This is a genomic window from Bradyrhizobium sp. Ai1a-2, assembly GCF_000426245.1.
Lineage (GTDB): Bacteria > Pseudomonadota > Alphaproteobacteria > Rhizobiales > Xanthobacteraceae > Bradyrhizobium.
In genome coordinates this window covers 38,017-62,673 of sequence record NZ_AUEZ01000030.1, presented here as the reverse complement: position 1 = coordinate 62,673, position 24,657 = coordinate 38,017, and the positions used below count along the sequence as shown (strand labels likewise).

General features: G+C 62.9%; 26 protein-coding genes. 8 read left to right on the top strand and 18 right to left on the bottom strand.

Features of this window, described 5'->3' with window-relative positions; all coding sequences use genetic code 11:
* Positions 1–69 precede the first annotated feature (69 nt).
* The 8 genes from K288_RS0119810 to K288_RS0119770 form a co-directional block, all read right to left on the bottom strand.
* Complete coding sequence (locus K288_RS0119810) at positions 70–336, bottom strand: hypothetical protein (protein ID WP_027581128.1); 267 nt, start codon at positions 334–336, stop codon at positions 70–72.
* A gap of 1,192 nt (positions 337–1,528) precedes the next feature.
* Positions 1,529–3,097 carry an SIR2 family protein gene (locus K288_RS0119805; protein ID WP_027581127.1) on the bottom strand — a complete coding sequence of 523 codons (1,569 nt, stop codon included), beginning with the start codon at positions 3,095–3,097 and terminating at the stop codon, positions 1,529–1,531.
* A 331-nt stretch (positions 3,098–3,428) separates the two neighbouring features.
* On the bottom strand, positions 3,429–3,872 hold the full coding sequence (locus tag K288_RS0119800; protein ID WP_027581126.1) for a pyridoxamine 5'-phosphate oxidase family protein: 444 nt from the start codon (positions 3,870–3,872) through the stop codon (positions 3,429–3,431).
* Positions 3,873–3,875: 3 nt separating this feature from the next.
* Positions 3,876–6,797: an excinuclease ABC subunit UvrB gene (gene uvrB, locus K288_RS45985; RefSeq protein ID WP_084799661.1), complete on the bottom strand. Its 2,922-nt coding sequence runs from the start codon at positions 6,795–6,797 to the stop codon at positions 3,876–3,878.
* 317 nt (positions 6,798–7,114) lie between these two features.
* Positions 7,115–7,324, bottom strand: a complete 210-nt coding sequence (locus K288_RS45980) for a hypothetical protein (RefSeq protein WP_043160256.1) — start codon at positions 7,322–7,324, stop codon at positions 7,115–7,117.
* 11 nt (positions 7,325–7,335) lie between these two features.
* Entirely contained in the window at positions 7,336–7,575 is a 240-nt protein-coding gene (locus K288_RS0119785; protein ID WP_043160254.1) for a hypothetical protein, read from the bottom strand.
* A gap of 105 nt (positions 7,576–7,680) precedes the next feature.
* A complete protein-coding gene (locus tag K288_RS49650) occupies positions 7,681–8,883 on the bottom strand; it encodes an N-acetylmuramoyl-L-alanine amidase (protein ID WP_027581124.1) in 1,203 nt (400 codons plus the stop codon).
* Positions 8,884–9,285: 402 nt separating this feature from the next.
* Entirely contained in the window at positions 9,286–10,215 is a 930-nt protein-coding gene (locus K288_RS0119770; RefSeq protein WP_027581122.1) for a LysR substrate-binding domain-containing protein, read from the bottom strand.
* Between the two features lie 91 nt (positions 10,216–10,306).
* Here K288_RS0119770 and K288_RS0119765 point away from each other — a divergent pair, with 91 nt between their 5' ends.
* Together K288_RS0119765 and K288_RS0119760 are read left to right on the top strand one after the other, a co-directional pair.
* Positions 10,307–11,068 (top strand): sulfite exporter TauE/SafE family protein, encoded by a 762-nt coding sequence (locus K288_RS0119765; RefSeq protein WP_027581121.1) that lies wholly within the window; start codon positions 10,307–10,309, stop codon positions 11,066–11,068.
* 12 nt (positions 11,069–11,080) lie between these two features.
* Positions 11,081–11,314 (top strand): hypothetical protein, encoded by a 234-nt coding sequence (locus tag K288_RS0119760; RefSeq protein WP_027581120.1) that lies wholly within the window; start codon positions 11,081–11,083, stop codon positions 11,312–11,314.
* Between the two features lie 29 nt (positions 11,315–11,343).
* Here the strand turns inward: K288_RS0119760 and K288_RS0119755 are convergent, their stop codons facing one another.
* Together K288_RS0119755 and K288_RS0119750 are read right to left on the bottom strand one after the other, a co-directional pair.
* Positions 11,344–11,967 carry an SCO family protein gene (locus K288_RS0119755; RefSeq protein WP_051334626.1) on the bottom strand — a complete coding sequence of 208 codons (624 nt, stop codon included), beginning with the start codon at positions 11,965–11,967 and terminating at the stop codon, positions 11,344–11,346.
* Complete coding sequence (locus K288_RS0119750; RefSeq protein WP_027581118.1) at positions 11,964–13,079, bottom strand: MBL fold metallo-hydrolase; 1,116 nt, start codon at positions 13,077–13,079, stop codon at positions 11,964–11,966. Before K288_RS0119750 ends, K288_RS0119755 begins: the two co-directional genes overlap by 4 nt.
* A gap of 207 nt (positions 13,080–13,286) precedes the next feature.
* On the opposite strand from K288_RS0119750, the gene K288_RS0119745 reads away from it, so the two are divergent.
* Both K288_RS0119745 and K288_RS0119740 read left to right on the top strand, forming a co-directional pair.
* Entirely contained in the window at positions 13,287–13,994 is a 708-nt protein-coding gene (locus tag K288_RS0119745) for a glutathione binding-like protein (protein WP_027581117.1), read from the top strand.
* Positions 13,995–14,126: 132 nt separating this feature from the next.
* Positions 14,127–14,822 (top strand): glutathione S-transferase family protein, encoded by a 696-nt coding sequence (locus K288_RS0119740; RefSeq protein WP_027581116.1) that lies wholly within the window; start codon positions 14,127–14,129, stop codon positions 14,820–14,822.
* Here K288_RS0119740 and K288_RS0119735 read toward each other — a convergent pair whose 3' ends face one another.
* Entirely contained in the window at positions 14,823–15,491 is a 669-nt protein-coding gene (locus K288_RS0119735; RefSeq protein ID WP_043160252.1) for an HAD family phosphatase, read from the bottom strand.
* Positions 15,492–15,493: 2 nt separating this feature from the next.
* Positions 15,494–15,697: a cysteine-rich CWC family protein gene (locus K288_RS50715; protein WP_084799660.1), complete on the bottom strand. Its 204-nt coding sequence runs from the start codon at positions 15,695–15,697 to the stop codon at positions 15,494–15,496.
* 165 nt (positions 15,698–15,862) lie between these two features.
* Between K288_RS50715 and K288_RS0119725 the strand changes: the two genes are divergently transcribed.
* Together K288_RS0119725 and K288_RS0119720 are read left to right on the top strand one after the other, a co-directional pair.
* A complete protein-coding gene (locus tag K288_RS0119725; protein ID WP_027581114.1) occupies positions 15,863–17,410 on the top strand; it encodes a DUF1800 family protein in 1,548 nt (515 codons plus the stop codon).
* Positions 17,411–17,412: 2 nt separating this feature from the next.
* On the top strand, positions 17,413–18,636 hold the full coding sequence (locus tag K288_RS0119720) for a DUF1501 domain-containing protein (RefSeq protein WP_043160250.1): 1,224 nt from the start codon (positions 17,413–17,415) through the stop codon (positions 18,634–18,636).
* Between the two features lie 139 nt (positions 18,637–18,775).
* Here K288_RS0119720 and K288_RS45965 read toward each other — a convergent pair whose 3' ends face one another.
* The 4 genes from K288_RS45965 to K288_RS0119700 form a co-directional block, all read right to left on the bottom strand.
* Positions 18,776–19,588 (bottom strand): hypothetical protein, encoded by an 813-nt coding sequence (locus tag K288_RS45965; RefSeq protein WP_043160249.1) that lies wholly within the window; start codon positions 19,586–19,588, stop codon positions 18,776–18,778.
* A 74-nt stretch (positions 19,589–19,662) separates the two neighbouring features.
* Positions 19,663–20,604 (bottom strand): aldo/keto reductase, encoded by a 942-nt coding sequence (locus K288_RS0119710; protein WP_027581112.1) that lies wholly within the window; start codon positions 20,602–20,604, stop codon positions 19,663–19,665.
* Between the two features lie 305 nt (positions 20,605–20,909).
* Positions 20,910–21,371 carry a GNAT family N-acetyltransferase gene (locus K288_RS0119705; RefSeq protein ID WP_027581111.1) on the bottom strand — a complete coding sequence of 154 codons (462 nt, stop codon included), beginning with the start codon at positions 21,369–21,371 and terminating at the stop codon, positions 20,910–20,912.
* A gap of 220 nt (positions 21,372–21,591) precedes the next feature.
* Positions 21,592–22,416, bottom strand: a complete 825-nt coding sequence (locus tag K288_RS0119700) for a PAS-domain containing protein (RefSeq protein WP_027581110.1) — start codon at positions 22,414–22,416, stop codon at positions 21,592–21,594.
* A gap of 227 nt (positions 22,417–22,643) precedes the next feature.
* Here K288_RS0119700 and K288_RS0119695 point away from each other — a divergent pair, with 227 nt between their 5' ends.
* Positions 22,644–22,997 (top strand): DMT family protein, encoded by a 354-nt coding sequence (locus K288_RS0119695; protein ID WP_027581109.1) that lies wholly within the window; start codon positions 22,644–22,646, stop codon positions 22,995–22,997.
* Between the two features lie 136 nt (positions 22,998–23,133).
* Here the strand turns inward: K288_RS0119695 and K288_RS54175 are convergent, their stop codons facing one another.
* Positions 23,134–23,274, bottom strand: coding sequence for a hypothetical protein (locus K288_RS54175; RefSeq protein WP_201449698.1), 141 nt, complete (start codon positions 23,272–23,274; stop codon positions 23,134–23,136).
* Between the two features lie 29 nt (positions 23,275–23,303).
* Here K288_RS54175 and K288_RS0119685 point away from each other — a divergent pair, with 29 nt between their 5' ends.
* Positions 23,304–23,654, top strand: a complete 351-nt coding sequence (locus K288_RS0119685; RefSeq protein WP_027581108.1) for a hypothetical protein — start codon at positions 23,304–23,306, stop codon at positions 23,652–23,654.
* A gap of 31 nt (positions 23,655–23,685) precedes the next feature.
* Here K288_RS0119685 and K288_RS0119680 read toward each other — a convergent pair whose 3' ends face one another.
* Complete coding sequence (locus tag K288_RS0119680; protein ID WP_027581107.1) at positions 23,686–24,339, bottom strand: glutathione S-transferase family protein; 654 nt, start codon at positions 24,337–24,339, stop codon at positions 23,686–23,688.
* Positions 24,340–24,657: the final 318 nt, after the last annotated feature.

Sequence of the window (24,657 nt, the reverse complement as noted above, 5' to 3'; positions counted from 1 at the left end):
ACAACGCAATTGTTATTTTTGCATTGCACAAATGCAGAGTTTCTTGCGGGATTTTGCCTGGATCCGTCGTCAGCGGTTGGAACGGCCCACATGCTCGTGCTCGATCGCGATCCCAGCGTCGCGAATCGCAAGCACGGCGAACAGCAGTGCGCCGCCAATGCCGCCGATCACAGCTCCCAGCGGCATGACGGTGAAGAACACCAGCACGCCGCTATGGCCTTCAAAATTCGGGGTTTTGAAGATTTCGATCCAGGCAAGCCCGGCACTGATGCCGAGCGCAGCGCCGCCCAGCGCCCCGAATGCCAGACCCAAGAGCGCGAGCAACGCGATTTTCATGATGTCTTGTCAGCCCCGTCGTCGGCAACATCCCGCGTAGTTGGTCACGCGAGCGCCGGCGAGGTTCAATCTTGCGGGGAATTAATGGGGGAGGTGTTGTTCCGTCGTTCGTCGCTCGCCGCTCGCAGAGTTGCCCGGCGCTCTCGCGTCTCACTCCGCTGTCGTCCCGTCGAAAGACGGGACCCATAACCGCAGGGAGATGTTGTGGCGCGAGCAAGCGGTTGCAGCGGAGCACACGACGAGAGTCTGTGGTTATGGGTCCTGGCCTTCGCCAGGACGACGACGGAAAGGCTTCTGATTCAAATGTCAAACAGCAGCCTCGTAGGATGGGTAGAGCGAAGCGAAACCCATCAGCTTTGGTAGCGAGCTGCGCGAAAGATGGGTTTCGCTTCGCTCTACCCATCCTACGTCCGATTCAAATAGCGGATGCGAGTTCGCGTTCTCGCGACGCTTTGCGCCCGAGATTTGCGTTCGTTTCACCCTCCTCGATATCAGAGGGCGCAGGGAAAGCCGGGTGCCGGTTGCACCCATGGGCCCCGTGCAACAAAAAGCACGGGGGTAGGACCACAGGTCAACCGGAGCAACACCGGCTTTCCCTGCGCGATGGTTTACGGCTTACTTCGTGCTCTCCCCGGTGACCGGGCTTTCTTGCCACCGTCATCTCAAGCGCGAACAAAGTTCGCGCGAAAGGCTTAGCGCCAGCGTCGGGGCGCCAGGACCACACGACTTCGCCGTCCGCGTTACATGCGCTCGTCAGTCGCACGCATCGCGTCCACCGCATCTCACCGCAACGTTCGTGACGATCGCGAGCCGCCCCTCATCCGCCGTGAGACGCGCGGAGTTAAATCACTGATTTGCCCGACGGGTTAAGCGGAATATTTTTCGCGTCAGGGCTGGACAGACTTTGGCTGATTTGCCCGTCGGGTTACTTTGTCGCACCCACTGCTTCCACATCGTCATTGCGAGCGGAGCGAAGCTACCCATGGTGCCGCGCGCAGAGATCGATTGCTTCGCTCCGCTCGCAATGACGGGCATTCTTGGTGCGATATTCCGAGTTAGTGCTTCGCGCGTCGCAGCGCACCGACAACGAACTGCAGTTATGCGGCCCATCGCCGCGCAAAAATCGTCTGCCCAAAGTCGCGTCGAACATCTCTTGACGTTCGCTCGATTCTGTAGATGGCCCCCACGCGGTTTAAGAGAGCGTCTGGAGCGTTTCCGCGAGATCTACACGACACTCTTGAACTAATCGATAGCGCATAACATGTCGCGAGCCCTTGTCTATCTGCGCGATCATTTGGCTAACAGACCCTTTGATCACGGATTGCTGCTCCGGGGTGAGCCGATCGAGGTTCTGCGCAACATACTCTTTGTAGGATCTTGCTACCTTAAACGGGTAGTACGCGTTTGGCTCAGTGCGAGCCTGCTTCATCAACAATCCATGTGCTTCAGTAAACGCTCGAAAGAAGTCTTCGTAGGTTCGGTCAAATATCTCCTCAACTTCATTGTTTCGAAGGTCGAAAACGTTGCTTCTGGCAGTAGCGATTACGATAGCGTTGGGAGCCGCGAAACAGATCTTCTTCACAGCGTCGCTGTTGCGATAGATGTCTTCGATGATCACGACGTCAGGCGTTTGCGCAGCTGCAATCAGATGAATGTCAGGATCTGCAGTATCGAAGCTTTGTTTAAGTTCGAGGACGGAAAATCCTTCTTGCGCCAGCCTGAACTTCAGGAGATGAAGTAAGGTCGTTTTGCCGTTACCAAGATCGGCGTGAACAAGAAATCTCTTTCCTCCGTTCTTTATCTTCGTCAAAATATCGCTTACAGCGGTACGGCTAACGAGATACTTGGGTCGCCCCGCCACGGTGGCAGGAATAAGATCCTGGCGCACTTCGCCCTTGATGAGCAAAGAGAGAACGTCGTCTCCCTTAACCGTTTCGGTGCTCGAAGGTGAAGAGAAGGTGTGAAATGCCGTAAAAGGGCGTTGCTCAGTGTGCGGTGGCTTGTGCGCGATGCACGCTTCAGCAAAACGATCGAGGCCGATTGGAAAAACCGTCCCAAATTGACCGAGCTCGCGAGCCATTATTGGATCCAAGTTGCTTGCATCGACGAAGAATGTCTTCTCCTTAAGGGTCGGGTCCTCGTAGACAATCCGAGCAACATCAATATCGTACATGCTATAGCCAATAAAAAAAACCGAAGTGGCTAGCGCCAAGTCATTCCTGAAAGTTGTTAACCAGCCCGTATTTAGAAACGTGTCGGTTAAGTACGACGCTCGTGTCAGCTTTATTTCTTGTAAGAAGTTGTTCAGCGAAACGGCCGCAAGTCGGCCATTTAGGTGCACGCACTGTGTGAGGCGCCGATCGTGATTCGCTTTGTCTCGCAGAGTCGCGGGAGCGATTTTCTTATTGATGTTCTCGGCGCAAAGATCAAGGACGTTATCGTAGTTAGTCGTATAGATGCGCCTCCACGGTAACGTGAGAACTAGCTCCTGGCTGCCCGACACCGATCGAGCAGTCAATTGTGATTGCAACAGCTGTAGTAAGCCGTGCTCCCCATATTGCTCAACATATTCGCGGGAAAGAATGTCGAGCGGGTAGTCAGAGACGATCTTCGTGGCTGCTTTCAGAAGTGAAAGGAGCTTTCCACCTGCAGGGAGAAACTCGTTCTCTCCGTTTCGGGCATGAGCAGAAAAACCAGACCCAAGAAAAAGAATTGAATATCCGCCGCAAATGCGATCGAGTGCGCTTGTCAATTCTGTCATTTCTACAATCTTAGATTGTTGGTAAAGCGCTGCTGTTATCACGTTTTACCGAGTTCGAGAACCCCCGGTTGGGCGGTATCCAGCCTTTCTCCACACTCCCTTAGCTCGTCATGTGAGGCTCAGCTGAGGTAATCCCGGCGGCACACCATTTTCTTCCAAGAGCCGTGCCGAGTTCAGCGCATCGCCGCTCTCTCTTCTTTTCACGCACTTCGTCGCCCCAATTACTCGGCGGTCGGCGGCGACGAGAAGCCTATAGACTCGCTCGCCAAGATCTGGTGATGCGGTTGCGCTGTCGGCGTCGCGCCTGGACTCGCGATAGGACGCCCGGGAGCTAAACGTCTTGCTCGTTCGCATCACCTAGCTTCACCTTCATCTCCTCGATCCGCGGCGGCGTCATGGCGAAATCGCTGTAGCGCACCCAGTGCGGGCGGATGCGGATGTAGGCGATGTCGGGCCATTGCTCGCGCGCGCGGCCGTCGGGCCAGGTTGCAAAATAGATTTGCTTGCAAGCATCAAGCTCGGCGCCGGCAGGCAGGTCGGCGATGCCCTCATATTGCACGGTCTGTTCGGCGTCCCAGCCGATCACCAGCGCGACGCGCGGGTCGGCGCGAAGGTTGGTGTATTTGCGCGAGGTTGTGAGCGTGTCGAAGATGATTTCGAGCGCGTCGGTGACAGCAATGCCGACGACGGCGGCCTGCGGCGACGCAGCTCCAATCGTGCTGACAACGGCGAGCCGATGCTTCTGCAGGAAGGCGAGAAGCTCGGCGCGGGTCACGGCTTACCGCTTCTTCCACCCGCCGCGACGTCCCGGCGTGCCGCCGCTCGATCGCGGCGCTGGCCCGAACTCCGGGCCTGACTGCCGCGAGTCGGTCGGCTGGATGATCCTGCTTTCGCCGCCGAACGGCTTTGCTGGCCTGGCAGCGGGGTTCGGGCGGAAGGGGAGGGACTCTGGGCCGTGCATCTCGTCGAGATGGGGCTTGTGGACCTTTGAGCCGGAGCTGCCGCCGGCCTTGATGGCCGATGTCACGCTCTTCTTCTTCATCGCGCTGACCGGCAGGTTGGCGGCGTCGCCGTATTTCCTGGTGCCCGCATAGGCGCCGGCCTTGCCCTGCACGGTGCGCTGCTTGACAGTGGGATCGTCGACGACGGCCAGCTCGGTGGCGCGCAGGCGCTTGACCTCGTCGCGCAGGCGGGCGGCTTCCTCGAAGTTCAGGTCGGCGGCGGCTTCGCGCATCCTTGTTTCGAGGTCGGCGAGCACGGCCTCGAAATTGTGGCCGATCGAGATCACGTCTTCCGTCATGCCGTCCTGGCCGACTTCGACCAGCACGTGGTCGCGCTCGTAGACGGAGTTGAGGATGTCGCCGATCGACTTCTTCACGCTCTCCGGCGTGATGCCGTTGGCGACATTGTATTCCATCTGCTTTTCGCGGCGGCGATTGGTCTCAGCGATCGCGCGTTCCATCGAGCCGGTCATGCTGTCGGCATAGAGGATCACCTTGCCGTCGACGTTGCGCGCGGCGCGGCCGATGGTCTGGATCAGCGAGGTCTCGCTGCGCAGGAAACCTTCCTTGTCGGCATCGAGGATCGCGACCAGCGCGCATTCGGGAATGTCCAGGCCCTCGCGCAGCAGGTTGATGCCGACCAGCGCGTCGAACGCGCCAAGGCGGAGGTCGCGGATGATCTCGATGCGCTCGATGGTGTCGATGTCACTGTGCATGTAGCGGACGCGAATGCCCTGCTCATGCAGATATTCGGTGAGGTCCTCCGCCATGCGCTTGGTCAGCACAGTGATCAGGCTGCGATAGCCCGCCGCGGCGGTCGCGCGGACCTCGCCGACGAGATCGTCGACCTGGGTGCGCGCGGGGCGGATGTCGACCGGCGGATCGATCAGGCCGGTCGGGCGGATCACCTGCTCGACGAACACCCCGCCGCTCTCGTTGAGCTCCCACCCGCTCGGCGTGGCCGAGACCGCCACCGTCTGCGGCCGCATCATGTCCCATTCCTCGAACCGCAGCGGACGGTTGTCCATGCAGGAGGGCAGGCGGAAACCGTATTCGGCCAGCGTCGCCTTGCGGCGGAAGTCGCCGCGGAACATGCCGCCGATCTGCGGGATGCTGACATGGCTCTCGTCGGCGAAGACAAGCGCATTGTCGGGCACATATTCGAACAGCGTCGGCGGCGGCTCGCCGGGGCGACGGCCGGTGAGGTAGCGCGAATAGTTCTCGATGCCGGCGCAGCTTCCGGTCGCCTCCATCATCTCGAGATCGAAGGTGGTGCGCTGCTCCAGCCGCTGCGCTTCCAGCAGGCGTCCCTGGTCGTTGAGCTGGTCGAGCCTCATCTTCAGTTCGCTCTTGATCGACTTGATCGCCTGCACCAGCGTCGGCCGTGGCGTGACATAGTGCGAGTTGGCGTAGATCTTGATGAATTCGAGCTCGTCCTGCTTGTGGCCGGTGAGCGGGTCGAACTCCTCGATGTTCTCAACGATGTCGCCGAACAGGTTCACGCGCCAGGCGCGGTCCTCATAGTGCGCCGGGAAGATGTCGATGATGTCGCCCCGCACACGGAAGGTGCCGCGGGTGAAATCGGCCGAGGTGCGCTTGTACTGCAGCGCGACGAGGTCGGCGATCAATTGCCGCTGGTCGATGCGCTCGCCCTTCTTCAGCGCGAACGTCATCGCGGTATAGGTCTCGACCGAGCCGATACCGTAGATGCACGAGACGGAGGCGACGATGATAACGTCGTCGCGCTCGAGCAGCGCGCGCGTCGCGGCATGGCGCATGCGGTCGATCTGCTCGTTGATCGAGGAATCCTTCTCGATATAGGTGTCGGTCCGCGGCACATAGGCCTCGGGCTGGTAGTAGTCGTAATAGGAGACGAAGTACTCGACAGCATTGTCCGGGAAGAAATTCTTGAACTCGCCATAGAGCTGCGCGGCGAGCGTCTTGTTCGGCGCCAGGATCAGGGCAGGGCGCTGGCTGGCCTCGATCACCTTGGCCATGGTGTAGGTCTTGCCGGAGCCGGTGACGCCGAGCAGCACCTGGGTGCGGTCGCTGCGGTCGATGCCCTCGACCAGCTCGGCGATCGCTGTCGGCTGGTCGCCCCTCGGCTGATAGTCGGACTTGATCTCGAAGCGGACGCCGCCCTCGGACTTTTCCGGGCGCGGCGGGCGGTGTGGGGTCCACACCCGCATCGAGCCGTCGTCTTTCCGGAACTCGGGACGGCCTTCGCGGATCAGCGCCTCCAGCGCATCGGCCGTGGCCTTGACGCCGAGTGCTTCGGTCTTGCTGCGCGGCGGGCGGGCCAGTGCCTCCTCGTCGTCTTCCGCGGTCGGCAGGCCGAGCTGTCGCGCCAGCTCCGGGTCGAGCATCGGCACCGTCGCGGCGGTGCCGTAATTTGCCTGCGGTGCTTCGTCGAAGCCGCCTTCGCGCTGGTCGGCCGGGGCTGCGCGATCGCCCGGAAATTCCTTCGGCGTCGAGGCCCGCGCCCGGTGCGCCGCGGCCTCGCCGCCGGCGCGGCGGTCGCGGGAATTGTCCGGCGGCGGCTGCAGGCCCGTGGACGAGCCGATGCCGCTTTCGCCGCGGTTGATGGCGGGGTTCAAAAGCTCGGCGAGCGCCGGCGCGATCGGGAGGACCTCGGGCCGGTGTGCTTTGGATCTGGGGGATTTGCCGGGCTTTTTGGGAGTGTCAGGTTTCTTCGCCATGGGGCGAATATGGGACTGAAACCGCCGGCGTGAAAGGGCAAACGCGCCCGCGCGCCGCCATGTCAGCAGTTGTCAGCAGGGGACGGAACTGCGGCGTGGCTCCTTCGCCTCTCCCGCTTGCGGGAGAGGCCGGATTTGGAGCGCAGCGACAAATCCGGGTGAGGGCTGTCTCCGCTTGCTCGAACCGAGCCCAAATGGGGCAGCGTCAGCCCTCATCGTCAGTCACCGTGATTGCGGCGTCACCCCTCACCCGGCGCTGCGCGCCGACCTCTCCCCGCGAAGAGCGGGGCGAGGTGACTCGCGGCTACACCACGAGCTCAGCAGGCGGGTGGGCTGTTCTCGACGATGTTGAGATGAATCCCGCCGCAGCCGGTGCAGCGCATCGCCCAGTATTCGGCGGCCCGGCCGGGAATCGTGCGGAGCAGGGCAAGCTCGGCGTCGCATTCCGGGCAGTTCTTCAGGAATGGCGGCGCGGGCGGAAGCGCCGGTGTCGGCTCGGCCTCGCACCGCGGCGCGGTGGCGACCAAGGCGCGGCTGACTATCGCGAGGTCGGCGACGGTCCGGTTGAGGTCACCCCATAGCGCTGGCCGTGGCGGTCGATCTGCGCTTTCGCGTGGGCGATCGCCGCATCCGGATCGGACCACGCAAAGCCGAGCTCGAGTGTCGGAAACGAGATGCCATCGATGACGACCGGCTCGCGATCGGCTCGTTGAATCCTGGCGTGCCATAGCCCCTTCCCTGCCTCGAATGAGTTGATCTCAAAGGCGCCGTAAATCATGCCCGCGATCCCAAGGTTTTTCCCAGTTGAGACCAAAGCACGCCCTCGGCGAGGGACTTTGTGAACTGGATCACACTGTGTGGGAATCTTTCGCCGCAGGCGCGCTTACACAGACACGGAATGTGGCGTGGCAAGTTCAACTCCCCGGAGCATGCCGCGCATGTGACTGCGTATCGCCTGTGCTACGGCAGCCATCAGCTTGGTACGGTTTGGAACCGCTTCCGGACCGGAAACGATGAGCTTGTCAACCGCCGCATTGGTTATGAATTCGGCTTCGATGTAGGCGCTTCGGCACATCTTGTTCGCCGGCACCTGGTCGTTACCGAGGGAATGGTCGTTCATTACGCCCAGCGATCCGGGACCAGATTCGGTATCGGGCTTGATCCCGCGGTCCTTTGCGCGCGCGTCGAGGGATTTGAAAGCGCCGAACAGGGCATTGTGCACATCCGTGGCGAAGGCGATATCGTCCTGCAGGTTCAGATTGGTGTTCGCTGCAGCACGAAAGAACGTCTCGGTGCCTCGGATTGACGCGTCCTCCAGTCCATTGAAGTGAAGGCACAGGAAAAGTTTGGCACGGTTGGTGAACGCCGTTCTGGCGCGATCTGGGCCGGAAAGGTTGACATCGGTGGTCCTCGTGAGCACGACCTTGATGCTCTCGCCCGCGCTCGCTGTTTGGCGAAGCAACTCCTCGCGAAGAGTCAGGCAGAAGTCCAGGGTCAGTTTCTTTTCTTTCACGCCGCTCTTGCTGATGGCGTTATTGGCGGAACTGCCAGTCAAATTGACAGTGCCGCCGTGGCCGGGATCGATGACGATCGTGCCAAGGTCCGTTGCTGACGCGGCCAGGCTTCCTTCCGCAATCAGGGAGAGTTCTCCTCCGACCGAGTTCAGGAGGTTTTGCGCTTCCGGGACCAGGTCAAGCACTTTGTCGACGTATCCCGTCGTCGGGGTGTAGATCGGTCCGATAAAGCGGATGAACTCCTCGGCGGTTTCCACTTGTTCTTCCCAGCCGGTGTAGGGTGACCGATTGAGAAAGGCCCAGTATCCCGCGATGAAACTCTCGATCGTGGCGAACTTGCAGTAGTAGCCGACCCCATCGCTCGCCTCGTATGCGATCCTGGTCGCAAACGGCGCCATTTCCCTTCGCCATTTGATGCCACCGAAATTGTAGTGCAGTTTGGCGAGTTTCGACGTGGCGCGCCCGCTTTCCAGGATCCACTGCGCCAGTGTGACGGCGCGTAGTTGCGGATACCGGATTTCTTCACCCTGGTAGATCGTCGCAAGCTTCTGCAATAGCTGGTTCGCAATCATCTTCGTTCTCCAAATTTTGAAACGCGTAATCGTGCTCAAGCGCGGTTGCACTTATCTGCTCTTACGTCGCGCATAATCTTGAACGACGCTTCGTTCGGCTTGGTGGGCAGAAATGCCCATCGATATGAATCGGGGTAAGGCTCCGTAGGGTCGCGACGACAGCTCGCGATGTCGCCGACAGCCAGCAGAATGCCGATCGGCCTTTCCGACGGCTGGGCGTCGGGTGCTCGAACGGATGAGACCAGCAAAGCGAAAGCGACCAGGAAAACTCTGCCCTTGGACATGGCGTTTTCCAGCAAAGCGACCGCGGGGGTCGTCAAATATAAATGCAACCACTAATTGTTTATTATTGCCAGTCATTGGCCGCGCTGTCCAGCCGACGAGGCTGCGACAATGTGATCATCACCTGGTCGTGTCTTCCCTCATCAGGGATCGCTGCCCCTTGCCGCGCGTGGCGGGCTCGGCCGCGGCGCGGATGATCCAGCGGCGGAAGGCGGCGAAGTCGCGCTGACCGGTGCGGAAGCCGTGATAGACGAGATACCAGCGCATGCCTTTCGGTACGCTCAGCTCGAATGGCGCAACCAGCCGCCCTGCGGCGAGATCGTCGTCGATATAGGGCCGGATTCCCATCGCCACTCCGAGGCCGTCGACGGCCGCTTGCAGCGCCTGGCCGTAGAACTCGAACTCCGGCCCGCGCGCCGTGACCCTGACAACGCCGGCGGCCTTCAGCCATTTCAACCAATCGTCCGGCGAGTGCGCCACGCGGAGCAGGCTTCTCCCCTTCAGGTCGCTCGCGCGCTTGAGCTGGCTCGCCAGCCGCGGCGCGCACACCGGGAGGAGATCGGCGGCGAACAGCGGCTCGGCCACCAGCGCCGGCCAGTTGCCATCGCCGAGCTTGATGCCGCAGCTCCAGTCGTCGCTGAACGGCTCCGGCGTCGCGGCGCCGCCGGTGGTAATGCGAACCTCGATCTCGGGCTCCTGCTTCTGGAAATCGGCAAGCCGAGGGATCAGCCATTTCATCGCGAAGGTCGGGCCGACGCCGATGGTGAGGACACGGACGCTCGCGGGCGCTGTGACCTGCGCGGTCAGGCTCGCCAGCGCATCGAAGATCGGCGTCAATCCGCTCTGGTAGAAGCGGCCGGCCGCCGTGGTGACGAGGCGGTTGGCCTTGCGCTCGAACAGCGCCACCCCGAGCCGCTCCTCCAGCAGATGCACCATCCGGCTGATCGCTGCCGCCGTGACGTTGAGCTCGGCGCCCGCGGCGGCAAAGCTGCCGGTGCGCGCCGCAGCCTCGAATGCCTTGATGCCGTTGAGAAAGAGCAGCCGCCGCAAGCGAGACCCTCAGGAAAACTGATGCCAGATGGAGATAACTCAGTTTGCGCGAAGCATGCAAGCAGGGCACAACCCCAACAGGAGAGTCTTGATGAGCGCGCTTGTGATTGCAGCCCTTGGCGTGCTGATGGTCGCGACAGCGTTCCTGTCGGGCCTGTTCGGCATGGCCGGCGGGCTGATCCTGATCGGCGTGCTGCTCACCATCCTGCCGCTGCCCTCGGCGATGGTGCTGCACGCGATCACGCAGATGGCCAGTAACGGCTGGCGCGCCTTGCTGTGGCGGGCGCATATCCGCTGGCGGCCGGTCGGGGTCTACATGATCGGCTGCGGCGTGGCGCTGGCGTTCTGGTCGGCAACGCGCTACGTGCCGGACAAGCCGATCGCGCTGCTCCTGCTCGGCGTCACCCCATTCATGGCACGGCTGATGCCGAAGGGGATAAAGCCGAACCCCGACAGCATCTGGCAGGGCACGTTCTACGGCTCGGTCTGCATGGGGCTGATGCTGATGACCGGCGTCTCCGGCCCGCTGATGGACACGTTCTTCCTCGGCGGCAATTTCGGCCGCCGCGAGGTGGTTGCGACCAAGGCCACCTGCCAGGTCGCGAGCCATTTTACCAAGCTGATCTATTTCGGCGGCATCATCGACCAGGCCGCGACGCTCGATCCGGTGCTGGCGGGCGTGGCTGTCGCAGCCTCGATGCTCGGCACCACGCTGGCGCGGCGGATCCTGGAGGCGATGAGCGACGCGCAGTTTCGCACCTGGGCGAACCGGCTGATCACGACGGTGGCGAGCTACTACATCGTCTATGGCGGCTGGCTGCTCGTGGCGCGCAACAGCGCGATGGCGCATTGACGGAGGTTCCTGATGCCTCAACCGGCGGACGCCCTCGTACTTGATCTGGTCGAATGGATCGCGCGCGAGCCGCGGCCTTATGCCGAGGTGATCGAGACCTGGCGCACCTCCTGCCCACGGCTGACGATCTGGGAAGACGCCGTCGATCGCGGTTATGTCGTGCGCCGCCCCACGGTCGAGGGTTTGCGGGTGGTGGTCACCGAAAGTGGCGAACGATTCCTGCGCGAGCACGGCCGCATTGGCTGAGCTGGCTTAGTGCCGCAGTGGCAAACGCTCTACCTGGCGAGGTGCGGACGGATGATCTCGACCATGCGGTCGGCCGAGGTGCCCGGCGGGAAGAAGCCGAGATAGCCGCCGTCGCGGTCCATCAGATAGATGAAGGCGGTGTGGTCAACGGTGTAGTCGCCCTGGTCTTTTCCGAGCGGCACCTTGGCGCTGTAGACCTTGTAGGCGTCCGCTGCCTTGCGGATCGCCTCAAGGCTTCCGGTCAATCCGATCAGGCGCGGATGAAACAGCGGCACATATTCGGCCAGATGCTGCCGCGTGTCGCGCTCGGGATCGACCGTGATGAACAGAGGCTGCACATTGTCGGCATCGCTGCCGAGCCTGTCCATCGCAAGTCCGATCGCCTGGAGGTCGGTGGGGCAGACATCGGGGCAATAGGTGAAGCCGAAATAGACCAGCATCAGCCGTCCGCGGAAGTCGCGCTCGGTGCGGATGCGGCCGGTGTGGTCGACGAGCTCGAACGGCCCGCCGACTGGCTCCCGGTTCCACATCAGGATGTCCATGACCTCCGCCGCCGATCGCGCCGGCGCGTCGCCCGCGCAGGCAGGCGCAAGAACAGGCGCCAGCATCAGCCACAGGCCGATGCCGGCGCTGCTGGCGGCGCGCAGGATCATGCGCCGAAGGAGAGGCGGCTGCCCGTCGTGGTGACGAGCACCTTGTCGCCCATCTGCGCGCTGGCTTCCTGCACGAAGTTCAGTCCGCTGCAATGCATGGGCACCACGACATCAGGCTCGAGCTTCTTGATCTGGGCCACGACCTCGGTGAGGTAGTCCTTCGGCGCCGGCCCGAGATGGAAGCCGCCGACGACGGCATGCACCTTCTGGATGCCCGAGACCTCCTGCGCCTGCTTCACCGAATTGACGATGCCGACATGGCCGCAGGAGCTGATCACCACGAGACCCTTGTCTTTGATGTTGAAGCAGGTCGCATGCTCGTGGATGTGCTCGTCCGGGACGATCTTGCCTTCCATCTCGGCTGGCAAATAGTGGCTGGCATTGCAGCCGAGCCCGTCCTTCATGCCGAACTCGACCCAGGTCTGCGGCAGGATGCGCTCGATGCTGCGGCGCGTGATCTTGCCCGTTGTGAACGCATGGCCGGCGATCACGGTCGGCGTTTCGCAGAGCACGGTCGTGACCTTGTGCGCCGCAAGCTCGCGGCGGTCGAGCGCGCCGAAATCGGTGAACTGGCCCTTGGTCGGCGTCGCACTGACCCGGTGGCAGAAATTGTCCTCGCCGCCGGCGTAGAGCTTCACGTCGGCGGGAAGCTTGTCGCGATATTTATCCAAAAAGCCGATCAGGCCGCCGAAATGATCGTAGTGCCCGTGGCTGACGATCAGCCCGTCGAGCTTCGCCGGCTCGACACCGACCAGCTCCATATTGTTGATGAGCACGTCGGGCGTGTAGCCGTAGTCCAGCATCAGCGTGCGCTGGGCCCCCGCGGCCTGCGATTCCAGCCATAGCGACAGGCCCCATTCGTTGTGCAGCGACTTGCGGAAGTCCGCGCTTCGCGTCGGCGGCGCGATCGATACGCCGTTTGCCTGCTTCGCGCGGAAGAACATGTCGAAGCTGCTGTCGACCAGTACGCGGATCGACAACTTGTCGACGGTCGGCACCTCGATCGGCGCCGCGCTGGCGATCTCGACGCAGGAAAATCCGCCGGCGGCCGCAATGCCGGCGAGCGCGGCCGAACCTTTGAGAAAATCACGTCGTGGCAAATCTCTCGTCATTGAATCCTCCCGAAAGATATTCTGAAGGCGGAGAGCGCAAGAGTGTAGGACCGGGGCGATCTCGGCTCAATGCGCCGGCGGGGGCCCGCCGATTAAATTTGAGCACATGGCGCAAAGAACCCGATTGACTCGCCACAGGTTCTGCGAGATTCATGCATTCGCATCTTTCTCCTATGCGCGTTCCCTCCCAGCCGCAGGATCATGCCCATGATCGACCTCCACTACTGGACCACGCCGAACGGCCACAAGATCACGATGTTTCTCGAGGAGACCGGGCTGGACTACAAGATCATCCCGGTCCACATAGGCAAGGGCGAGCAGTTCACGTCGGAATTCCTGGCGATCGCGCCCAACAACCGGATTCCCGCGATCGTCGATCATGCGCCGAAGGGTGGCAGCAAGCCGATCTCGCTGTTCGAGTCCGGCGCGATCCTGCTTTATCTCGCCGAGAAGACCGGCAAGTTCCTGCCCGCGGATCTCTACGCCCGCCATGACGTGATCCAGTGGACGTTCTGGCAGATGGCCGGCCTCGGGCCGATGGCGGGGCAGAACCATCACTTCCGCAACTACGCCCAAGACAAGCTGCAATACGCCATCGACCGCTATGTGAACGAGACCAACCGCCTCTATGGCGTGCTCAACAAGCGCCTCGCCGACCGCGAGTTCGTCGCCGGCGACTATTCGATCGCCGACATGGCAAGCTATCCCTGGGTCGTCGGCTACCAGAACCAGGGCCAGAACATCGACGATTTCCCGCATCTGAAGCGCTGGCTGGAAACGATCCGGGATCGGCCCGCGACGGTGCGCGCCTATGCCAAGGCGAAAGAGGTCAATCCGAATTTCGGTCAGCCAGCGATCCGTACCGAGGAGGAGCGGAAGATCCTGTTCGGCCAGACCGCGGCGGTGGTGCGGTAGCGCTGCTGTCGCCGTCATTGCGAGCGAAGCGAAGCAATCCATATCGCCACGTGCGGAAGCGTGGATTGCTTCGTCGCTTGCGCTCCTCGCAATGACGGATAGTCTGACTGCCGACATCTGAGAGATTGATCCATGGCCATGAAACTGTTCGAGCTCGTCGGCGCCGACACGTCCCGTCCGTTCAGCCCGTATTGCTGGCGCGCGCGGATGGCGCTTGCGCATAAGGGGCTCGGCGCCGAGTCGATCCCGTGGTGCTTCACGCAGAAAGAAGCGATCGCGCCGCACAAGTCCGACAAGGTGCCGGTGCTGCTCGACGGCGATGCCACGGTCGCCGATTCCTGGGCGATCGCCAATTATCTTGAGGATACTTATCCCGACCGCCCCTCGCTGTTCGGCGGCGAGGGCGGCCGTGCGATGGGGCGCATGCTGAACTGGTGGGGCGATGTCACGGTGATCGGTGGCATCTTCCCGCTGATCGTCGTCGACATCCCCGCGCATCTTGGGCCTGACGACGTCACCTATTTCCGCAAGACGCGCGAGGCGCGGCTCGGCAAGCCGCTGGAAGAGGCCGCCGCCACCCGCGATCGCGCCGTCGAAGGCTTCCGCAAGAGCCTCGATCCGCTGCGGCTGACGCTGCGGACGCAGGCCTATCTCGGCGGCGATAGACCGAACTATGCCGACTACATCGTGTTCGGTGGCTTCCAGTGGGCGCGCGTCGTGAGCCCGTTCAAGCTGCTGGTCGAGAGCGATCCGGTCTACGCCTGGCGCGAGCGCCTGCTCGACGCTTTCGACGGCATGGCGCGCAAGTCGCCCGGCTTCGAAGTATAGCTACAGCGCGCCGCGCTCGCGCAGCATCGCCAGCGCAGCGTTGAGGTCAGGCAGCACCGCGGCGCATTTGGCGCGCGTTTCCTCGGTCGGCGGGATCATGTCCGGCACCATCAGCGTGATCGCACCGGCGGTATAGGCCGCGGTCACGCCATGGTTGGAATCCTCGATCGCGACGCAGGCTTGCGGCTTCACGCCGAGCCGTGTCGCGGCCAGCAGATAGAGATCCGGGCTCGGCTTGCAGTGCGTGACGTCGTCCCGCGTCAGGATGGTGTCGAAGCGCGCGCGGATTCCCGCGAGCGTCAGGTGCTGGTCGGCGGAGCGGCGCGAGGAAGAGGTCACGATCGCCATCCGCCGTTGCGCGGATCGAAGCGCATCGAGCAGTTCAATGGCGCCGGCCTTCAGCGGCAGGCCTGCGCGGAACGTCTCGTCCCGGTTGGTGGCGAAAGCCCTATTGATCTCGGCGAGCGGGAAATCGTCGCCATAGCGCCTCACCAGCATCAACTCACATTCCGGCCCGGGAAGACCGATCATGGCGTGGCACAGGGAAGCGACATCGTCCGTATAGCCATGCGCGTTCAGCGCCGCGACAAGGCTGTCGAAATAGACCTTCTCGGTATCGAGCAGCGTTCCGTCCATGTCGAGCAGGACGGCGCTGATGTCCCAACGCATCGTCACGTCGCGGCCGTGTCGGTTTGCTGGCTCGCGAGCGCGCGCAGGCAATCCGGGCACAGGCAGTCGCCGCCATCATGCGCCGGCATTGGAAGGCGATAGGATTCCGCCACGCACCAGCATTCGCCCGACAGGCTGCAGGTGAAGGCGGTGCCGCAGCGTCTGCAGGAAAGCTGACGTGGGGTGCTTTCTTTCCGATTTGTCATGTAATCGGCCGCTTTCCTTCGCTGAATTAATCCAGGGTTCATCCGCATGCGCGCTATGATGCCGCGGTTCTTTGTTTGAGCATGATCTTTTCGGAAAGCCGGTCCCCACTTTTCCGGATCATGCTCCTGCAAATCATAGACCGAGGACGTCCGAAGGGAAATCCGATGGCCCGCGATTCGCAAGCAGCCCTTGTTGCGCTCAATCGCTTCGGGTTCGGCGCCCGCGGCGGCGCTTCCGGCGATTTCGTCAATGCGGCGTCCGATCCGCGCGGCTTCGTCAAATCCGAACTCAATCGCGCCAATGCCGCGCTCCTGGAGATGCCCGGGCTCTCCTCGACGCCGTCGCTCGGCAAGGCCCTGTTCGACTACCAGTTCGAGATCCAGCAGGCACGCGACGCCGTCGCGAAATCCGCAGCGACGGAAGCGCCATCAACGGAACCCAAAGCACAACGCCGCAATCCGTCGCTCTCCTCGATCGCCAAGGACATGACGGCCACGGAGCCGATGGCACAACCCGCTGACGGCAATAACGCGAATCCCGCGATGGCGCGGTCGGAGGCGATGCAGCCCAATCCGCTGAAGCCTCCGCCGCAATCGGCCAATGTGATCCAGAAGACGTTTCGCGGCGAAGCGCTGGCGCGCATCCAGCGCGCCACGTTTGCCGAGTGTGGCTTCGTCGAGCGCCTGGTCGTGTTCTGGTCGAACCATTTCTGCATCTCCGCCAACAAGGGCGGGCTAGCGCGGATCTGGGCCGGCGCGTTTGAGCGCGAGGCGATCCGGCCGCATGTGCTCGGCCGCTTCGCCGACATGCTGAAGGCGGTCGAGCAGCATCCGGCGATGCTGTTCTTCCTCGACAATCAGCAATCGCTCGGCCCGGACTCGCGCGCCGGCATCAACCGCAACCGCGGCCTCAACGAAAACCTCGCCCGCGAGATCATGGAATTGCACACGCTCGGCGTCGGCGGCGGTTATACGCAGGACGACGTCACCTCGCTCGCGCGCGTCCTCACGGGGTGGACCTTTGCCGGACGGCAGGGGCAGCTCGGCCCGCCCGGGACCTTCGTGTTCAATGCCAACGCGCATCAGCCCGGCGCGCAGCGCGTGATGGGCAAGGTCTACGAGCCGAATGGCGTGGCGCAGGGCGAGGCCGTGCTTGCCGACATCGCGCGCCATCCTTCGACCGCAAAATTCATCGCAACCAAATTTGCGCGCCATTTCGTGGCCGACCATCCGCCGCCGGCCCTGGTGGCGCGCCTGCAGGATGTCTTCGGAAGGACCGACGGCGATCTGAAGGCGCTCGCGATCGCGCTGGTGGATTCCAGCGAAGCCTGGGGCGCGCCGCTGACCAAGATGCGCTCGCCTTATGAATTCCTGATTGCCTCCGGCCGGCTGCTCGGGCGCAATCCCGAAGATCCCTCCCGCTATCTGGGTGGCCTCAACGCCCTCGGTCAGCCGTTGTGGTCGCCGGCCGGCCCGAACGGTTTCCCCGATACCAGCGCTGCATGGGCTGCGCCCGAAGGCATGAAGCTGCGGCTTGATATCTCGGCGCAGATCGCCTCGCGCCTTGGCGATGGCGTCGACCCGCGCGAACTGCTCGAGCTGGTCGCCGCGGATGCGGCCTCCTTGGATACGCGCCGCAGCGTCGAGCGCGCGGAATCGCGCCAGCAGGCGTTGGCTCTCTTGTTGATGTCGCCGGAATTCCAGAGGAGGTGACGATGCAATGCCGTGAAAGCCTGCTGCTGCAGGCGACCTCGCGCCGCTCTCTGCTGCTCGGCAGCGCCGCGTTCGCCGCCTGGGCGTATGTGCCGAAATTCGCGCGCGCGGCTGACGGACGCGATCCGCGGATTGTCGTGGTGATCCTGCGCGGCGCGCTGGATGGCCTCGCGACCGTGGCGCCGATCGGCGATCCCGATTATGCCGGCCTGCACGGCTCGATCGCGCTCAGGCCCGACGGGCCGAACGCGGCCGTCATGCTCGACTCCTTCTTCGGCCTGCATCCGGCGATGCCAGAATTCGCGCGGATGTATCGCGCAAAGCAGGCCGCCGTGATCCACGCGGTTGCGACCTCCTATCGCGAGCGCTCGCATTTCGACGGCCAGGATGTGCTCGAGAGCGGCTTTGCCGGTCCGGGCAGGGTGCAGTCGGGCTGGCTCAACCGCGCGCTCGAAGCGCTGCCGAGGGGCGAGCGGGTGACGCGCGCGCTCGCGGTCGGCCCGACGACGCCACTGGTGCTGCGCGGCGCGGCACCGACCGTCGGCTGGGCGCCGGTCGCGCTGCCGCAGGCCGATGACGACACCGCAATGCGCCTGCTCGAGCTTTACCAGCATCGCGATCCCGCGCTTGCCTCGGCGCTCACGCAGGGCCTGCAACTCGAGAAAGTCGCGAAAGGCGACGAGATGAAGCCGAAGGCGGGCACCAATGGCATCAGTGCGATGCGGCTGGTGGCGCGCGGCGCAGCGAAGTTGATGGCGGCCGATGATGGTCCGCGGATCGGCGCGCTCGCCTTCGACGGCTGGGATACCCACGCCAAGGAGGGCGGGCCGGTCGGCCGTCTCGCGCAACTGCTCGGCGGCCTCGATGGCGCGCTGGCGGAATTCGAAAGCGGGCTCGGTGAACGCTGGCGCGACACCGTGATCGTGGTCGCCACTGAATTCGGCCGCACCGCGCGCATCAACGGCACCGAGGGCACCGACCACGGCACCGGCACCATCGCGCTGCTTGCCGGCGGCGCGGTGAAGGGCGGACGCGTGATCTCGGATTGGCCAGGCCTGAAGCCCGCCAATCTCTATCAAGGCCGCGACCTCGCACCGACCACCGATCTGCGCGCGGTGATGAAGGGTGTGCTGCGCGACCGGTTCGGCCTCGCCGACCGCGTGCTGGCGGAGAGCGTGTTCCCCGACAGCCGCGCCGCCAAGCCGATGCAGGGGTTGATATCGTAAAGCGCAGACCCCAGCCGCGCCGTCGTCCCGGCCTTGAGACGGGACCCATAACCACAGATGCTGATTGTAGAAAGCGACTGGAGCCCTAGCCCATGGCCAACCTCTGTAATGAATTGACTCAGCTTTGTACGGGCGTCGACTATTGCAGGCGTGACCTGCCTCTCGCCTGTCGCTCGACGGTCTTTCGCGGGGAAGTCGCCACCCGCAACCAGTCGATAGCGCCTAGCGTGTTTGCCCATCCGGCGCGGAAATCCACCACATAGTAGATCGCTTCATCCTCGTCACCAGGGCTGATGTATGACGGCAATGATTTGGGAACTGGTCTCTCGCCCAATAGGTAAGCCACCACGTGGCCGTTGTCGGTTATAGCTTGCGTCAGTCGCGCCCGGCTTTCCTTGCAGTCGCCATCTCGCCGAAATGCCGCCAATGCCTCCGTCCAGGACCATGCGGCTGCACCGTCATCCGGATAGTCCTTGAGAAGCAAGGCGAGGTCGTGGTCCCGTTGCGCTTCGACGAGCACCGCCGCCAGAACGTACCTAGCCCCCTGGTTATCGTTCGGGTTTAGCCGCAGGATGTCACGAAGGTGGTCGATTGCCTCGCCCTGAACACCGCGGGCCCACAATGCTCGCGCTAATCCAAAACGCGCGCGCATGTAGGGCCGTGTTTCTAAGAAGCCCCAGAACTCTCCCACGTACTCTTCGAAAGCAGCATCACCAAGGGCCTGCCTTCCGACTTCGACGCCACGACGCCAGAGATTAAGCTCCTCATCCGAACTTGGCTTGGCATGCTCGGCCAGCAAGACATAGGCGTCCGCGCACAGTGGACTGATTGTCAGTGCCTTCTCGGCAAGTGCGATACGGCGCCTAGCCGTGCCTGCCTCCCAAGCGTCATAGATGAGGTCTTGCGCCCGGACGAGCGCATCTTGAGCATCTTCTTCGGACTTACGAGCCATTCCCTGATGCCTTTGCGATCGAGTAAGAGCAGGTTAAGGCATCGCCGACCCGACAGCTAGAGCGCAAATAGGACTTATCCCTTCGTAATCGCGTCGATTTGCGTTAGCTCTTCCGCGCTCAACGTCCAGCCGATCGCCTTGACGTTCTGCTCGATCTGCTCGACGCGGGTAGCGCCGGCGATCACGCTTGAGACTTGCGGGCGGGCGGCGAGCCAGGAGAAGGCGAGCTCCAGCAAGGTGTGGCCGCGCTCCTTGGCGAAGGCCTGGAGCTTGTCGACGATGTCCTCGTTGCGCGGCGTGACGTAGCGGTCGCGCAGCCCCGGCATCTTGCCGAAGCGCGTGTCCGCAGGCGCAGTGGCGCCGCGCTGGTACTTGCCGGTCAGAAGGCCGCTCGCGAGCGGGAAGAACGGCAACAGGCCGAGATTGTATTCCTGCGCTGCCGGCAGCAGGTCCCTTTCGATGTCGCGCACGATGAGGCTGTATTCGTCCTGGCAGGAGACGAAGCGATTCACGTTCATCGCGCGCGCGACATATTCGGCTTCCGCGACGCGCCAGGCCGGGAAGTTCGAATTGCCGATGTAGCGCACCTTGCCCTGCCGCACGAGATCGTCGACCGCGCGCAGGGTTTCATCGATCGGCGTCAGCGGGTCGTAATCGTGCTGCTGATAGAGATCGATGTAGTCGGTCTTCAATCGCTTCAAGCTCGCTTCGACCGCCGACATGATGTAGCGCCGCGAGGCACCCTGCTTGGTGCCGTCGGTCGCCATCGGCTTGGAATATTTCGTCGCCAGTACGATGTCCTTGCGGCGGTCTCCGAGTACGGTGCCGAGCACCGTCTCCGAGCCGCCCATGCCGGCATAGATGTCGGCAGTGTCGAACAGCGTGATGCCGAGGTCGAGCGCGCGGTGGATCACCTGGCGCGAGGTTTCGAGGTCGGTGCGCTGGCCGAAATTGTTGCAGCCGAGGCCGACGGCAGAAACGCGCAGGCCGGAGCCGCCGAGATTGCGAATTTGCATGGATCGATCCAAAAAACAGAAGGAAAGAAAAGGAAGGGCATTGTGGCCCGCACGCCAGGACCTCGCAAGGCGGCGACCGGCTTGCACATCATCGCCGGCTGCAGTGCAGCCATGAACGGATGTCGCGCAAAAAAAGCGGCCCCGGTCAGACGCGGCGACTGACGGGGACCGCTCGGGGGGCGTGTGATCTGAGACGGGGGGCCTGATCAAACGCAGGAAAAAGCCTAGCCGGGCTTTGTTACGTGCCGGTGACAGGCAAGTTATCCACAGCCGGAGTGTAGCCGGCAGCTCCTCGCGACGATCGCTCAGAACAGCTTGCGATAGACGACAAAGCCGGACTTCTCGGCCACCTTGTCGTAGAGCTGCATCGCGGTGTGGTTGGTCTCGTGCGTCTGCCAATAGACACGCGCAGCGCCTGCGCGTCTCGCCTGCTCATAGACGCCTGTGATGAGCGCGCGCCCGACGCCTTTGCCGCGCGCCGCCTCGCCGGTGAACAGATCCTGCAGATAGCAGACCGGCTCGATCGCCGTGGTCGAGCGATGGAACAGATAGTGGGTAAGACCGAGCAGCGCGCCGTTTTGTTCGGCGACCAGCGCATGCACCGGCTCATAGGCATCGAAGAAGCGCGACCAGGTCATGCGCGTGATCTCAGGCGCCAGCGCGGTCGCGCCCGAACGGCCGTAGAAGGCGTTGTAGCCGTCCCACAGCGGCAGCCACTGCTCGTAGTCCTGCCGGGTGACAAAGCGGATGATGACGTCGTTGGACATGGGCGAAGCCGTAATGAAGCGGGAGATGGTGCCGCCGATGGCGGCAATGCTGCCCGTCGTTATTATCGGCACCATGGACGCGGATCAATCGGCGCTAGAGCGTGATGACTTTTCTTCGAATCGTCATCCCGCTCTAGTTCTTTGTTTGAGCATGATCTCCGCGCAAACGCTTCGCGTTTGTCGCGAGGGAAAACCGGTCTCCACTTTTCCGGATCATGCTCTATTCGGCGGCGCGCAAAGCCGAACCGAGCCCGCGATCAAGCGCGCGACCGATGCCGCGCAGGGAGCGATAATAGTCGGCTTTCTTCGGATCGTCGGTGCGGCGCACCAAATCGGTCACGGGCGTGTAGCTCAGCATGCGGCCGCCGTCGGGCAGCGCCGTGCAGCTGAAGCGCAGCACCTTGCCGTCGGCGAGGTTGATGTCGATCGGGGTGGAATCGCCGATCCGCATCATTTCGATGCGCCGCGCGATGAACTCGTTCAGTTCGTGCTTCGGCAATTCATAGGCGCCGGTGTCGCGGCCATGATACATCAGCGCGATGAAGGGCGGTTTGCTTTCCGCCTGCTCGTCGGTTAGCGCGAAATAGTCGCGGAAGGCGCGATTGATGAATTCCGCCCGCGTGTCCGAGTCCAGCAGCACAATGCCGATGTCGACCTGGTCGAGCGCGGCTTTCAGGCGCTCGGCAGTGGCATGATGCTTCTGCTCCCAGGCGAAGGCATCGATCCATTTCCGCCTGAGCACGCCAGTGATGACGGCAGTGACGGCGGCGGTCGCCGCCAGCATCGCCATCCGCGCCAGGTCCGAGAAGTCATAGCCCGGCGTCGCGCGATGGTTGAGGAAGAAGACTGCCGAGCCCGCCACCGCAATGGCTGCGCTCAAGAGGCCCGACGCGGTGCCGCCGATGGAACTCGCGAGCGCGACGATGCAGACGAACAATGGCGCCGGATTGGGCACGGCCGCGAAATGACGGTCGACGGCGAAGGCGGATAGCGCTGTCGCCATCGTGAGGGCAGGGCCCAGGATCGTACGCCAGTTCGACTGCATGCGTGCGCCTCGTTGCAACCGAGGATAGGCGCGTAGTTTGACGGTTGGTTTCGGCTGCGCCGGGGTTTCGTGCGTCACGCTTAAGACGCGTTTGATCGCGCTCGGCAAGCTTTCGCATTGTTGGAGTCAAATGCTATGCGAATTGCATGAAACCAGTTCCGTGGCATGGATCGCTCGGGAAGATCATGCTCGGTCATGCTGTAGCGGACCATTGCTAGAGGACATCGATGCCTACCATTCCTCCCACGATCCTGCCGATCCTGATGCTGTTCGCATCCAACGTCTTCATGACCTTCGCCTGGTATGGGCATTTGAAGTTCAAGCAGAGCCCGCTGCCGGTGGTGATCATGGCAAGCTGGGGCATCGCGTTCTTTGAGTATTGGCTCGCCGTGCCGGCCAACCGCTGGGGCAGCGCGGTCTATTCGGCGGCGCAGCTCAAGACCATGCAGGAGGTGATCACGCTGATCGTGTTCGCGGGCTTTTCCGTGCTCTATCTGAAGGAGCCGCTCGCCTGGAACCACGCGCTCGGCTTTGCCCTGATCGCCGCCGGCGCGTTCCTGATCTTCCACAGGTTCACTTGATTGGTTGCGCAATTCGTAGCCCGGGTGAAGCGAAGCGTAACCCGGGACATCTGCATCAGCGCTTGCGGGCGGTCCCGGGTTACGCTGGCGCTCCACCCGGACTACGGCACTGGAATGGGAGGTGAAGTCACCTACGCTACTTCACAGCGCGGGGCAGGACGCGCACCGCAGCCGGGCGATCCTCGCCGCGGGTGCCCGTGACGATCAGCAGTGAGGCCGCGAGCAGGATCGCAACCGTCAGTCCAACCGTTACCAGTCCGACAGGTGTCTTCAGCATGCTCCGGTCGCGATTTCAGTCATCGCGCCTTGCGTTGGTATCAACTCCAAAAAAGGAAACCACCGGATCAGGTCGGAAGCGGCATCGCCATCGCGACCTTGATCGACAGCATTGTCAGCGCGATCACAACAGACAGCGACAACGCGCCGATCGTGACCAAGGTTGCGGTCGCGCTTGCCAGTCGGGACGGGACTGCTGGCACGGTGCGACTGTCCAAGCCGGCCGTGCCGGGCGACCACGTCATGGTCGAAATCCTCGCATGCGGGGCGAATCACTTGCGTTGTCTGGCGGGCGGATTCGCAATCGTCGCCGGCAATATTGCGGCGGCTGCCGTCCGAAAAGTGGCAGAATTACGGCGCGATGGGAGGTTTTACCCGTAATTTTACGGGTTATTCCCGTAATTCCCGCTATTCAGGCCCCTGCGGCGACATCAGCCGTGTCGTCGATTTCGGTCTCCGGCCGCCAATCCATTGCGACGAAGCCTGGGACTTGTTCGACCCGCCTGAGCCAGGCGCGGACCGCCGGAAAGGTGGCGAGATCGAAATCGCAGCGGTCGGCGAGGTGGGTGTAGCCGTAGAGCGCGATGTCGGCGACCGTGAGCTGGTCGGCGGCGAAGAAGCGCGCGGTCTTGAGGTGGTTCTCCATCACCTGCAGCGCGGCATAGCCCCGCTCCATCCAATCCTCCAGCGCGTGCGTCTGGAGGTCGCGGCCGCCCCTCACCAGCGACAGCCAGAAATAGGCCGCGCCGATATTCGGCTCCAGCGCGTGCTGTTCGAAGAACATCCACTGCAGCGCCTCGGCCCGCTCGATCTTCGACTCCGGTGCGAGCGGCGTGCCGCCGGCGACGTACCAGAGGATCGCGTTGGATTCGGCGAGGTAGCGTCCTTCCTCGACTTCGAGCAATGGCACCTGGCCGCTCGGGTTCTTCGCCAGAAACTCCGGCGTGCGGCTCTCGCCGCGCAGGATGTCGACCTCGATCGCCTCATAGGGCGTATTCAGCAGCGCCAGCGCAAGGCGAACCTTGTAGCTGTTGCCGGAGCGCTGCATCGAATAGAGCTTGTACATCTGGCCGCGTTCACCAATCGAAGGGCGTTCGCAGCAGTTGGCGCCGCAAGCGCAACCCCACAATGATGCCGATGGGGGTGCCTCGCAAGACCTGCGGTATGGAAAAAGTCGAAAACCGCTCCCGCATCGCACGCGTGCAGAATGATTCTATTGGCGCAGCAGGGATCACGCCTCTGCTATCCGGTGATCGCGGCACGATCCATTTGTACCGATTGTACCGAAACGAGGGTGAGCGAAGTGAAGCTGCGGCAAAAGTGCCGAGGAAACCCTGCTTTTCGCTTGCCGCTGCACCGCAACAGTCCTAGAAACAGAGCGGCG

What these genes read in the sequence shown, in the direction of transcription:
- K288_RS54175 (WP_201449698.1), bottom strand. Translation starts at nt 23,274, where the DNA reads ATGCTGAAGACACCTGTCGGACTGGTAACGGTTGGACTGACGGTTGCG.
- K288_RS0119750 (WP_027581118.1), bottom strand. Translation starts at nt 13,079, where the DNA reads ATGACGAGAGATTTGCCACGACGTGATTTTCTCAAAGGTTCGGCCGCG.
- K288_RS0119760 (WP_027581120.1), top strand. Translation starts at nt 11,081, where the DNA reads ATGCCTCAACCGGCGGACGCCCTCGTACTTGATCTGGTCGAATGGATC.
- K288_RS0119785 (WP_043160254.1), bottom strand. Translation starts at nt 7,575, where the DNA reads ATGATTTACGGCGCCTTTGAGATCAACTCATTCGAGGCAGGGAAGGGG.
- K288_RS0119680 (WP_027581107.1), bottom strand. Translation starts at nt 24,339, where the DNA reads ATGTACAAGCTCTATTCGATGCAGCGCTCCGGCAACAGCTACAAGGTT.
- K288_RS0119805 (WP_027581127.1), bottom strand. Translation starts at nt 3,097, where the DNA reads ATGACAGAATTGACAAGCGCACTCGATCGCATTTGCGGCGGATATTCA.
- K288_RS49650 (WP_027581124.1), bottom strand. Translation starts at nt 8,883, where the DNA reads ATGATTGCGAACCAGCTATTGCAGAAGCTTGCGACGATCTACCAGGGT.
- K288_RS0119720 (WP_043160250.1), top strand. Translation starts at nt 17,413, where the DNA reads ATGCAATGCCGTGAAAGCCTGCTGCTGCAGGCGACCTCGCGCCGCTCT.
- K288_RS0119710 (WP_027581112.1), bottom strand. Translation starts at nt 20,604, where the DNA reads ATGCAAATTCGCAATCTCGGCGGCTCCGGCCTGCGCGTTTCTGCCGTC.
- K288_RS0119745 (WP_027581117.1), top strand. Translation starts at nt 13,287, where the DNA reads ATGATCGACCTCCACTACTGGACCACGCCGAACGGCCACAAGATCACG.
- K288_RS0119725 (WP_027581114.1), top strand. Translation starts at nt 15,863, where the DNA reads ATGGCCCGCGATTCGCAAGCAGCCCTTGTTGCGCTCAATCGCTTCGGG.
- K288_RS0119700 (WP_027581110.1), bottom strand. Translation starts at nt 22,416, where the DNA reads ATGCAGTCGAACTGGCGTACGATCCTGGGCCCTGCCCTCACGATGGCG.
- K288_RS0119740 (WP_027581116.1), top strand. Translation starts at nt 14,127, where the DNA reads ATGGCCATGAAACTGTTCGAGCTCGTCGGCGCCGACACGTCCCGTCCG.
- K288_RS0119695 (WP_027581109.1), top strand. Translation starts at nt 22,644, where the DNA reads ATGCCTACCATTCCTCCCACGATCCTGCCGATCCTGATGCTGTTCGCA.
- uvrB (WP_084799661.1), bottom strand. Translation starts at nt 6,797, where the DNA reads ATGGCGAAGAAACCTGACACTCCCAAAAAGCCCGGCAAATCCCCCAGA.
- K288_RS0119705 (WP_027581111.1), bottom strand. Translation starts at nt 21,371, where the DNA reads ATGTCCAACGACGTCATCATCCGCTTTGTCACCCGGCAGGACTACGAG.
- K288_RS0119755 (WP_051334626.1), bottom strand. Translation starts at nt 11,967, where the DNA reads ATGATCCTGCGCGCCGCCAGCAGCGCCGGCATCGGCCTGTGGCTGATG.
- K288_RS0119735 (WP_043160252.1), bottom strand. Translation starts at nt 15,491, where the DNA reads ATGCGTTGGGACATCAGCGCCGTCCTGCTCGACATGGACGGAACGCTG.
- K288_RS45965 (WP_043160249.1), bottom strand. Translation starts at nt 19,588, where the DNA reads ATGGCTCGTAAGTCCGAAGAAGATGCTCAAGATGCGCTCGTCCGGGCG.
- K288_RS0119810 (WP_027581128.1), bottom strand. Translation starts at nt 336, where the DNA reads ATGAAAATCGCGTTGCTCGCGCTCTTGGGTCTGGCATTCGGGGCGCTG.
- K288_RS0119765 (WP_027581121.1), top strand. Translation starts at nt 10,307, where the DNA reads ATGAGCGCGCTTGTGATTGCAGCCCTTGGCGTGCTGATGGTCGCGACA.
- K288_RS50715 (WP_084799660.1), bottom strand. Translation starts at nt 15,697, where the DNA reads ATGACAAATCGGAAAGAAAGCACCCCACGTCAGCTTTCCTGCAGACGC.